Genomic DNA, 10605 nt, shown 5'->3' on the forward strand with positions numbered 1-10605 from the left:
CCTGCCACGGCGGGGCGAGTGCGACGTCCGTTCGTCGCCAGACCCCGGACGACGGTGCGGCAAGAGTGGGTGGGCCGGCGAGACCGCCGGCCCACCCACTTTCAGGAGGACGCATGACATCCGTCGCACTGGTCACCGGAGGGACGCGCGGGCTCGGGCGCGCCGTCGTCGAGGCGCTCGCCACGCACGGGGCGGCCGTCCTGCTGGCCGGTCGGGACGCCGACGCCGTCTGCCGGGAGGTCGCGACGCTGCGCGCTCGCGGTCTCGACGTCACGGGGGTCACGCTCGACGTGGACGACCCGGCGAGCGTGCGGGCTGCCGCCGCCGAGGTCGCGGAGCGCTTCGACCGCCTCGACGTCCTGGTCAACAACGCCGGGATCCTTCCCGAGGCGAGCGTCGCCCCGACGCCGGACGGCCCGCGGTTCGCCGACGTCCGCGTCCTCGAGCAGACGTTCCGGACCAACGTCTTCGGTCCCGTGGCCGGTGTCGTGCCCTGGTGATCCGGCGCGGGGTCGGGCCAACGGCTCAGTCGCGGCCGGACTCCACCCACCAGATGCGGTGGTGCAGGGCGCGACGGGGCACCTCGAGGAGGTCGGCCGCGCCCTGCACCGCCGCCTCGGCGCGCCTCGTGCTCACCGGCCGGGAGGCACCGACGGCGCGGGTGACCCAGCGCAGCACGGTGGCGTCGCCGGCGCCCTGGGCCCCGACGTTCATCTGCAGGTACTCCCACGACAGCGGCCCGTTCCCGCGGACCGAGACCCACGTGGTGCGGGCGGCGGCGAGGGTGCTCGGCGACGCGTCGCGCAGGTCGGTGGCCGTGTCGACGCCGACGCGTCCGAGCGCGGCCACGGCGTCGGCGAGGGCCACCGACCGCAGCAGCGGCGGTCGCACCCCGGGCGCCTTCGCGTTGTTGAACAGCGCGACGGCAGCTGCCGCGGGGCCGCCCGCGCTCGCCACGGCGGCCAGGAGGTCGCTCCCGGAGTCCCGGTACGGGTCGGCGCCCTGGGAGCGGCGGAGCGACCGGTAGGTGTCGAGGACGGTGGCGACGGCCGCCTGCCGCGCCCGCAGGGAGTAGACGGCGTCGATCGCCGACAGCGCGAGGGAGTGCGGGTAGCCGCCCGGCTCGGCCCACGCCTGCGGCAGCCCGAGGGTGGCCAGGGCCTGGTCCCGGACGGCGGTCGCATCGTCGGTCGCGTCGTCGGTCAGCGTGTCGGTCATGACCAGAACGTAGCGGGCGGGTCGTCCCGTCGTGCCGCAGGGCGGCGCTCATGATCCGATCCACGCGCTGGTCGCCCCGGCGATCAGTGGCGTGAGGACGATGACGGCGCGCTGGAGCTCGCCGAAGAGGCCCAGGTCCGCCCCGGTGGCGAGGTCGAGCTCCTTGCGCCGAGCGAGCGTGCTGGCGATGTCGTCGGCCCGCTCCAGACCGTCGAGCGGGTAGAGGCGATCGGCGAGACCTCGGCCTCGTCGGTCGAGCGCCGCTGTCGTCGGCGCGACGACCATCGCGACCGCCACGGTCCCCGCGATCCCTGCACCCAGGACCCGGAGGTCCCACCCGGACGTCGGATCGGTCCGGTTCAGGTGGGCGCCCAGGGCGATCGTCAGCAGCGCGATCTCGGCCCCGGCCCCCGCGACGGCACCGCGCACGGCGCGGCGATCGTCGATCAGTCGCGCGAGCCGGGTCCCGGCCGGGTTCCCGTGGTCCGCCGGGTCGTGGCGCAGCGCATCGAGCAGGCCGGCGGTGGGCGCGATGCCGAGGTACGCGACGAGCGTGATGGCGGGGCCGACCCAGTTGCCGCCCGTGATCAGGTCGTGGGCGATCCACACGACCATCACGAGGACCGCGCACCCGAGGAGCGCCGCGGGCCAGCTCGTCAACGCACGACGGACGTTCCGGGCGTCGGCCGGGAGCGCTGCCCACCGGCGGGCGCCGAGGGCCCAGACGACCCCGGCCGAGGTGCACGCAGCGATCGCCCACGCGGCCCAGACCTGGTCCGCCAGGGTGCTCAGCCCGCCGGGTTCGAGCAGGGCGAGGACGATGCCGACGGCGACCCCGCCCGCCATGACCAGGGTGTCGCGGGGGCGGGCCTCAGGGGATCGCCTCGAGCTCACCCGCCGCCGCCTGACGCAGGCACCGGGACGGCGACGGCCGGATCGCCGAGGACGACGGTGCTGGCGCGGTCGTGGGCGGTCACCCGGCTGTAGACCATGAGGTCGAGGCTGGCCCGGGCGCCGGCGCCGAACGTGGTCTGGTTCTCCCGCTCGGCGGCCTGGTAGCCCTGCAGCAGCGCGCCGATGGGGCGGTACCAGGGCTCCATCGCATAGCCGATCGGCCGCCCCAGGAACAGTCGTTCGTACAGCGCGGCCCGCAGCTGCGACGTCAGCGGCTGCACGTTGGGCGGGAACGCGAGCGTCCAGTCGAGGGTGGGCTCGACGTGCCCGACGAAAGCGCGCAGCGGCTTCTCCGCCCCGAGGAGGGCGCGCGGCAGGGGCGACGTCACCGCGCCCAGCGCGGCGATGCGGGCGAACGTGGCGGCGAGGTCGCCGGTGAACAGCCGGTCGTAGGCCGAGGGGCTGTCGGCGCCGGCCGAGCAGCAGGCCTGCGCGAACCAGATCGCGCCGTCGGGCTCCCACGACCGCAGCAGGGCGTCGGGGTCGAGCAGGGCGTGCTGCTGGTCCACGGGCTTGCCGAGGTCGGCGCCCATCGCGGCCAGGTCGCCGAGCGGCCCGGTCTGGCCGTGGCTGCTGGTGACGACGACGGCCGGGCGGTGCGCGGCGAGCGCCGCGGTGAGCCCGTCGACGGTGGCCGGGGCAGCGCGGCCGTCGAGGAACGTGGGGGCGAGCTCGGCGTCCTCGCCCATCGCCCGCGCGAGCGGCTCGGCGACGACGTCGCGCATGAGGGTGGTGATCTCGCCGAGCTGGTGGTCCACGGCCCACACGACGGGCGACGACCATCGCGCCCCGGAGCCGCGCCAGTCGTCCAGGACGGCGTCGACGTAGCGGGTGAGCGCCGGCCCGTCGAGGTCGAGCCGCCCGACGTACCGGACGGGGTTGAGGATGTACTGCACGCTCCAGGGGACCTCGGCGGGGGAGCCGTAGATCAGCAGGAACGCGGGCAGCTCGCCGGCGTCCGCGCCGGCGGGCGACGCCGGGAGGAACGGCTGGGTGCCCGCGGCGTGGTCGATCAGCGTCCAGCTCGCGTACGCGCCGCCCGGCCGGTAGCGGAAGATGCGCCCGCCCCGGGCCTCCACCAGGCGGTGCACGTCGGCGGGCAGGTCCGCGCCGGCGACGAGGTCCGCCTGCGAGCGCCCCTCGGGCTCGCGGGCCACCAGCCCCCACCCGACGTCGGGGTGTCGCCAGTCCCACGGGTCCGCGGGCGCGGGCCGCGCCGTCCGCTCGGCGAACGCGAACGGGCCTCCGAGCCACGCCCGCACGTCCGCGGCGAACGCGCCGGTGACCGGGCCGGCGCCCGACCACGCGTCCACGGACACCCCGACGTCGGGCCCGACGTGCGGCGCGGCGCTCACGGCGCGTCCCCGAGGACGTCGGGGGCCACGCCCAGCCGCGCGGCGAGCTCCCGGATCCGGGCGGCGGCCTCGCCGCGGAACGTCCCGCCCTGGTCCGGCGGCAGCGACTCGAGCACGAACTGCAGGGCCGCGACCTCGAGCCGGCTCGCGCGGGCGTCGGTCGTGTCGACCGCACCAGCGACGGCTGCTCCGGCGGGTCCTCCGACGGCGGGTCCGCCGGCCGCCTCGTCGGCGGCTTCTCCGGCGGCGACGTCGGCGGTCGTGTCGGGCGGCGGGGCCACCTGGAGCTGGAACTCGTCCCAGCGCAGGTAGAGGGCCGGGAGGGTCCACTCGCGCAGGCCGTCGCGCGCCCGCGCGGGCGTGGTGCCCTGCGCCAGCCCGTCGACCACGCGGTTCCGGGCGAGCACGGTCAGCGCCGCCCAGTCCAGCGGTCGCGGCTGGTCGTCGGCGGCGTCGATCCGGGCGCCGAGCTCGTCGACCAGCGCGCCGTACAGGCCGCTGGTGAGCAGCCGCGCCAGCTCGCCGCGGATCGGTTCCCGCATCCCGATGACGGCGTGCGACCGGCCCTTGCTCACGAGCTCTCGGGCCATGGACGTCAGGCCGGCCGCGCCCGCCGCGGCACCCTCGCAGCAGTTCAGCACCACGAGCCAGAACCCGCCCCGGTTGGCGCGCGTCAGCTGGGCCAGCTGCTCCTTGTCGAGCACGAGGCCGGTGCCCGGGTTCTCGACGCCCCAGTCGTTCTTCAGCGCGAGGCGCACGGTGCCGTCGGCGGACCCGTGGCAGAACAGGTGCAGCACGTGCGGGCGGAAGTCCTGCACGATGCCGCGCAGCTCGTGGAAGTCGGGCGGGACGAGCTTGACGTCCGCGACCTCGGGCGCGGTGCCGGCCTGGACCTCCGCCAGGAGCGGTGCGGCGAGAGCTTCCTCCCCGAGCACGACCAGCAGGCTCACCCGGCCGGGGCCGGCGGCCTGGGCGGCGTGGCGCAGCTCCGCCAGCTCGCCCGCGGCGGTGAGGCCCAGGCACGACAGCACCGCCACCACCCGCAGGGGCGGCTCGAACGGGTAGAGCGGTACGCGCGGCTCCGCGGTGCGCACCACGCGGGCGAGCGCGTACTTGGGCTCCAAGGCCAGGAACGGGCCCTCGTCCGGGAAACGCAGCGCCTCCCAGGGCACCCCTTCCGCGCCGCTGAGGGGCAGGACGTCGGCGTAGACCGGCACGCGGTCGTCGGTGCTGCGCATCGCCACGGTGAACGACGTGCCGAGCTCCTTGTGGGCGGCGAGGGAGCGGTAGAGCTCGGCGCCGAGGTGGGCGTTCACCTCCGGGTCGGCCGCGTACGCCCCCGTCTCGGTCGACCACGTGAAGCGCTCGTCCACGGCCGCGTCGTCGACCGGCTCGACGAGGTGCACGTGCGGCACGAGGCCGTGGTCGCCGTTCGCAGGGACGATCTGGAAGACGACGCGGGTCATGGCCGGCCTCCGTCCTGCGGTGCGGCGTCGGTGGCTGGGGCGGGCGGGGAGTCGTCGCTCGCGGGGTACTCCTGCCGCACGCTGTGCTCCAGCAGCTGGGACACGCGCTCCAACGCCGCCGTGGCGGCGTCGTCGACGGGCCGGTCGACGGCGCCCGGCAGCCACGTCATCTGGAGCTGCTCGATGCTGCGGGCCGCGGACGCGACCCACGCCTCCTGCTCCACGTGGGTGGCGGCCCGCCGCGTGGACTCCTGGAGGAAGGCGGAGCGGCCGTCGCGCAGCAGCCGCATCTCCGCGGTCCACCTCTGCCGCTCCGGCTCGACGTCCGGCGGGATCGTCCCGGGAGGCTCGACGAACAGCGGGTGCACCCAGGACGTCAGCGCGGGCACGGTGCGGCCGAGCCGCTCGGGGCGCGCGAAGATCGTGTGCAGCGCGGCGCCGATCTGCTCCGCGGCGGGGTCGGCCGCCAGGTCGTGCACGGTGGTCAGGCCGGGTCGCACGCCGGCGAGCTCGTCGGCGAGCTCGCGCAGGCCGGCCGTGCTCGGGTTGCCCGGCGGAGCCGAGAACGTGACGGCCACCGCGCCCACGCGGGTGAGCACCTCGACCAGCTCGGTGGGCTCGACGAAGGCGGGGATCTCGCCGGTCGTGGTGGGGCGCAGCGCGAACGCGCCGTGCCCGTCCGCGAGGTGGCCGTGCACGACGAGGTGCAGGACGTCGACGCGGTGGCCGTCCAGCTCCTCGAGCAGCCACGTGAACCACGGGGCGGAGACCACGGGCCCGTGGCGCCGGGCGCGGGGGCCCGCGCCCGAGGCCGGCGGGGCGTGCACGTCGACGTCGGCCCCGGCGGCGTCGAGCGGCTCGACGGCGGCCCGCGTCGCGGCCGCCCACCCGGCGTCGGTGAAGACGTGGACCCGCACGCCCGGGGTGTGGGCCACGTACTGGCCCGCCAGGCGGGCCACGAGGGCGGCCGGGTCGTCGCCCCCGCCCGGCGGCAGGCTGCAGCAGAGCGCGACGTCGAGGTGCGGTCCGGGACGCTCGGCGCGCACCGGGTGGAACGGCAGGCGGAACACGGGCCGGCCCAGCGGGGCGAGCAGGCGTTCCCACGGCAGCACGTGCAGCTGGCCGCGCGGGACGGGGATCTCCAGCCACAGCACGTCGTGCGGGGAGATCGGGGACTCGTCGAGGTCGGCCACCGCGGTCCGCAGCCGCGCCAGGACCGCGTCCGGCACGGTGAGGGACGCGTCGTCCACCCGGCCGGCGACGGACGGCGGCAGGCCGAGCTCGCCGAGGGGGCAGCGCGCCACCTCGAGCAGGCGTTCTCGGCCGCGCACGACGGAGAACAGCGCGTGGGACGCGTCGTGGTCGAGGTGGATCCGGAGCGTCGGCAGGCCGATCTCCGACCGCAGCGCCATCGCCATCGCCGGCCTCCTCATGCACCCGCCGGGGCACGGACCTGGCTCAGCAGCGCCCATGCCGTCTGGACCGACTCGACCTCGCCGTGGCCCGGGATGCACCAGGTGCCGTCCACGCCGACGATCTCGTGCGGCGGTCCCGCGTACCCGGCGCCGAAGGGGTAGCGACCGCCGACGTCGGGCATCGGCGCGAGCGTGGTGGCCTCGGCGCCGAGGCCCTGCGGGCCGAAGCCGCCCAGGGCGGCGAACCGTGACGGCGGCCGGCCTGCGATCTCCGCCTCCCCGAGGTCGGACGCGCGCCGCATCGCGAGGTGGAACACGCGCGTCAGCGGCATGTCGTGGGCCGAGAAGGTGCTGAGGACCGGGAGGCGCACCCGGTCGAGCGCGACGCGGTACCCGCCCGGGTGCCCACCGACGTCCGGCGCGAACGCCCAGGCGGACAGCGCGGGCTGCAGCAGCAGCACCGAGTCGACGTCGCGGCTCGGGGCCGTCCCGTGGGCGACGGCGGAGAGCATCACCCGGCACCCGTACGAGTGCCCGACGAGGTGCAGCCGGGCTCCGGAGCTGTCGGAGAGCCGGCGCACGGCGTCCGCGACCCCGGCGCTGCCCACCCGGCCGGCGCGGTCCTTCATCTGCCGCACCGTGGCGAGGCGGACACCCCCGCGCAGCAGCTCCAGCGGGTTGAGGAGACCGGCCGCCTGCGGTCCCGCGGCGACCTGACCGGCCCCCTCGTCGATGATGCCGCCGGGCTTCACGGCCGCGGGCGCGAGGCGACGGCGCGCGTCGGCCCACAGCGCGAGCAGCTCGGCGCCGTCGGCGGGCACCTGGTCGTTGTCGTTGTCGTCGTCGGTGTCGGTGGCGGTGTCGCCGCCGGCCGCGTCGTCGTCCCCGTCCCCGTCCCGCGGCAGGGAGGCGAGGATCTCCGCGGCACGCATGCAGCCCGACTCGCCGGCGCCCGGGTCGGCCAGGACGGCCCGCAGCTCCGCGCTCTGCTCGGGGCCGAGGTCGTCGTCGAGCGCCGCGAGCTCCGGCGCCAGCTCGCCGGCGAGCCCGTCGCCGCCCCCGGCGATGTCCGGGCCGCGCTCCCACGGCATGACCAGCGCGGTGCTGGGCCAGTGCACACCGGCGTACACGGGCCGGTAGGGGCGGTCGCGCGGCGGCCCCTGCGAGCGCACGACGTCGTCGAGGCGGTCGAAGAACCGGTCGTAGCGCGAGGTCGCGGCCGCCCAGTCGTTGTTCCACCCGTGGGAGACGAGCACGACGTCCGTGGCGTCGGCCGCGTCGTGCACGAGGGCGTCCAGGGAGCGCGGTGAGGTCAGCCGACCTGCGGAGTCGAACTGGAGGATGTAGACGGGCACCGGCCCCGTGGGGGTCTGGCGCACCTGCCACGGCACGTTCTCGGCCACGACCTCACACCTCCTCGAAGGCGGCGAGGAGCCGCACGCTCGCCGCCACGGTGCCCTCGTTCGTCACCTTGAACACCTGCGGCCCGTCGGTCACGAGTCGCCCGAGCACGTCGGCGTTGGCGAGGACGAACGTGCCGTCGACGGCGACCGGGTCGCCGTCGGTGGTGTCGTGCGCCGGGACGACGGTGACGGACGCCCCCTTGCCCGTGGCCGCCTCCGTCGCGGCGACCGCGAGCAGGGTGAGGGCGACGTCGTCGGGCACCAGCGGGATCTCCGCGGTGTCGCCGGCCTGGCCCTGCGGCGCGAGGACGGCGTCGGAGACCACGTAGCTGTCCGGCGCGAGCGTGAGGCCCACCGGCAGCACCGGCCCGCCGGCGACGCTGACGCTGGCGCTGAGCGAGATCTGCACCATGGTGACCTCCAGGGAGCGGTGCGGCACGGGCCCGGGCAGGCCGGGACCTCGACCCGACCAGCGTCGCGGGCGCTCGTCACCGGGCGGTCACCACGACGTCACGGAGACGTTCGGGCACGTCGCGCCTGCCGCGGCAGGACCCGCGGCCCCGCGTGACGGGCCCGTGACGGCCGGTTGACGTCCCCGGGCGATGCTCGCAGTGGCCTGGACCGTCGAAGGAGCCGTCATGAGCATCGCCACCAGCTACCCGGGCGTGTACGTCACCGAGGTACCCAGCGGGAACCGCACCGTCACGGGCGTGGCGACGTCGATCACGGCGTTCGTCGGGGTCGCGCGCCGCGGCCCGGTGGACGTGCCGGTCCCGATCAGCAACTTCTCCGAGTTCGAGCGCGCCTTCGGCGGCCTCGTGCGCACCAGCGGCCTCGGGTACGCCGTCCGGGACTTCTACCTCAACGGCGGCGGCCCGGCCCTCGTCGTGCGGGTGGCGCACCTGGACGACGCCGACGCCGACCTGCAGGCGACGGCGGCCCGGCTCGCGGTGGGCGGCCTCACCCTCGAGGCGATCGGCCCCGGCGCCTGGGCGAACGGCCTGGAGGCGACGGTCGAGCACCCCGCGGACCCCGACGCGACCGACATCGCCGCCGGCCAGGGCGTCGAGGCGGACGACCTGTTCACCCTCACCCTGCGCCTGGGCGACGAGGTCGAGGTGTACCGCAACGTCACCGTCGTGGACGGTCCGGCGCGCGTCACCCACCTGCTCGCGTCCTCGCGCCTGGTCCGGGCCACGGGAAGCGCGCCGACGACACGGCCCGCGGCCAGCGGCGTCGACGCGGACGGCGCCCTCGTGCCGGTCACCGTCGCGACGGCCGACCAGGGCTCCGACGGCGGGCCCGTCGGCGCGGACGACTACACGGGCGGCGGCCGCGGGCTCCTGGCGCTGGAGACCGTGGACCTCGTCAACATCCTCGTGGTGCCGCCGCCCACCCCCGCCGGGGAGCTCGACGCGTCCGTCTGGCCGGTGGCCGCCGACCTCGCCCGCAGGCGCCGCGCCTTCCTCGTGATCGACCCGCCCCCGGGCCTCGCGCTCGACGACGTGGGCACGTTCGTCACGGACGCGGCGGTCACGGGCGAGAACGCCCGCTACGCCGCGCTGTACTACCCGCGGGTGCGGCACGCGGACCCGCTGCGCGGCGGCCAGCTCGACACGTTCGCCCCCGGGGGCGCCGTCGCCGGCGTCTTCGCCCGCACGGACGGCGGCCGGGGCGTGTGGAAGGCGCCCGCCGGCCTGGAGGCGGCCCTCACGGGGGTCGTCGGGCTGGAGCAGGACCTCACCAACGACGCGAACGGGCGCATCAACCCCGTGGGCGTCAACGCGCTGCGCACCTTCCGCGACGCCGGGTCGGTGGTGTGGGGGGCGCGGACGCTGCGCGGGTCGGACGTGCTCAGCGACGACTACAAGTACGTGCCCGTGCGTCGGCTGGCGAACTTCCTCGAGGAGAGCCTGTACCGCGGCACCCAGTGGGTCGTCTTCGAGCCCAACGACGAGCCCTTGTGGGCGCAGGTCCGGCTCAGCGTCGGGGCGTTCATGCAGGACCTGTTCCGGCGCGGTGCCTTCCAGGGCACCAGCCCGCGCGACGCGTTCTTCGTGCGGTGCGACGCCGAGACCACCACGCAGCTCGACGTCGACCGCGGCGTCGTGAACATCCAGGTCGGGTTCGCGCCGCTGAAGCCGGCCGAGTTCGTCATCATCTCGGTCCAGCAGAAGACGGCCGCGGGGGGGGCGGAGCGCCCCCCCCCCCCCGGCGCCCCCCCCCCCCCACGACAGTGTCGGGCCTGGACAAAGGTGCGGACGGAATCGGCATCGCGGACACTTTCGGTGTTTCGGAGGTATTGACCCAGCAGTGTGCGCACTTTAACACCGGCGCGTGACACGTCGGTGGAAGCGATCCCGCTGTGCGACGGTGCCAGTCGGGCCGTGTGCCTGTAGGGTCTGGTCCTCGTGGTGGAAAGTAGAACCCCGTCCCGTCGTTCCGTCTATATCTGGGGCTTGATCACCTCCCTCGGAGTGATCGCGGGCTATGGTGCGGTTCTCCTGGCCAACGTTCGGCACTTCTATACCGACGACACCGAATCCCAGTACGTCCCGCTGTGGGTGATGCTCGGCAACCGGCTGCGCAACGGTGATCTGCCGGTCATGGTGCCCGAGCACTGGATGGCCGGGAACTACTCGATCGAGGAAGCCGGGCTGCTGAATCCGCCGCAGCTGCTGATCGATCTCATCGCGCCCTCGGTGGACAACCTGGTGCTGTACGCGACCGTGGTGAAGCTGATCTTCGCGATCGTCCTCGGACTCGGCGTCTACCGGATCTGCCTGGCCTACGG

9 protein-coding genes and 1 pseudogene are annotated in these 10605 nt (G+C 75.6%); 3 read left to right on the top strand and 7 right to left on the bottom strand.

What is annotated here, in order from left to right:
- Window positions 1-113: 113 nt before the first annotated feature.
- Window positions 114-500, top strand: a complete 387-nt coding sequence (locus ACFWDO_RS07425; RefSeq protein WP_380317310.1) for an SDR family NAD(P)-dependent oxidoreductase — start codon at window positions 114-116, stop codon at window positions 498-500.
- A 25-nt stretch (window positions 501-525) separates the two neighbouring features.
- On the opposite strand, the gene ACFWDO_RS07430 is transcribed toward ACFWDO_RS07425, so the two are convergent.
- The 7 genes from ACFWDO_RS07430 to ACFWDO_RS07460 are packed head-to-tail and all read right to left on the bottom strand — an operon-like array spanning window position 526 to window position 8223.
- A complete protein-coding gene (locus tag ACFWDO_RS07430; RefSeq protein WP_380317307.1) occupies window positions 526-1218 on the bottom strand; it encodes a hypothetical protein in 693 nt (230 codons plus the stop codon).
- A gap of 48 nt (window positions 1219-1266) precedes the next feature.
- A complete protein-coding gene (locus ACFWDO_RS07435) occupies window positions 1267-2112 on the bottom strand; it encodes a hypothetical protein (protein WP_380317304.1) in 846 nt (281 codons plus the stop codon).
- Complete coding sequence (locus ACFWDO_RS07440; RefSeq protein ID WP_380317301.1) at window positions 2109-3527, bottom strand: hypothetical protein; 1419 nt, start codon at window positions 3525-3527, stop codon at window positions 2109-2111. Before ACFWDO_RS07440 ends, ACFWDO_RS07435 begins: the two co-directional genes overlap by 4 nt.
- Entirely contained in the window at window positions 3524-4993 is a 1470-nt protein-coding gene (locus ACFWDO_RS07445; protein WP_380317298.1) for a CHAT domain-containing protein, read from the bottom strand. The genes ACFWDO_RS07440 and ACFWDO_RS07445 overlap by 4 nt, the downstream gene beginning before the upstream one ends.
- Window positions 4990-6411 (bottom strand): hypothetical protein, encoded by a 1422-nt coding sequence (locus tag ACFWDO_RS07450; protein ID WP_380317295.1) that lies wholly within the window; start codon window positions 6409-6411, stop codon window positions 4990-4992. Before ACFWDO_RS07450 ends, ACFWDO_RS07445 begins: the two co-directional genes overlap by 4 nt.
- An 11-nt stretch (window positions 6412-6422) precedes the next feature.
- The gene (locus tag ACFWDO_RS07455; protein ID WP_380317292.1) at window positions 6423-7811 is read right to left on the bottom strand and encodes a hypothetical protein; all 1389 of its coding nucleotides are present in this window, start codon (window positions 7809-7811) and stop codon (window positions 6423-6425) included.
- A 4-nt stretch (window positions 7812-7815) separates the two neighbouring features.
- Window positions 7816-8223 (bottom strand): hypothetical protein, encoded by a 408-nt coding sequence (locus ACFWDO_RS07460; RefSeq protein WP_380317289.1) that lies wholly within the window; start codon window positions 8221-8223, stop codon window positions 7816-7818.
- A 226-nt stretch (window positions 8224-8449) separates the two neighbouring features.
- Between ACFWDO_RS07460 and ACFWDO_RS07465 the strand changes: the two genes are divergently transcribed.
- The gene (locus tag ACFWDO_RS07465) at window positions 8450-10117 is read left to right on the top strand and encodes a phage tail sheath family protein (RefSeq protein ID WP_380346874.1); all 1668 of its coding nucleotides are present in this window, start codon (window positions 8450-8452) and stop codon (window positions 10115-10117) included.
- Between the two features lie 153 nt (window positions 10118-10270).
- Window positions 10271-10605 (top strand): annotated as a pseudogene (locus ACFWDO_RS07470) (hypothetical protein); the annotation flags it as partial.

Source organism: Isoptericola sp. NPDC060185, from assembly GCF_042728595.1.
Classification (GTDB): Bacteria; Actinomycetota; Actinomycetes; order Actinomycetales; family Cellulomonadaceae; genus Isoptericola.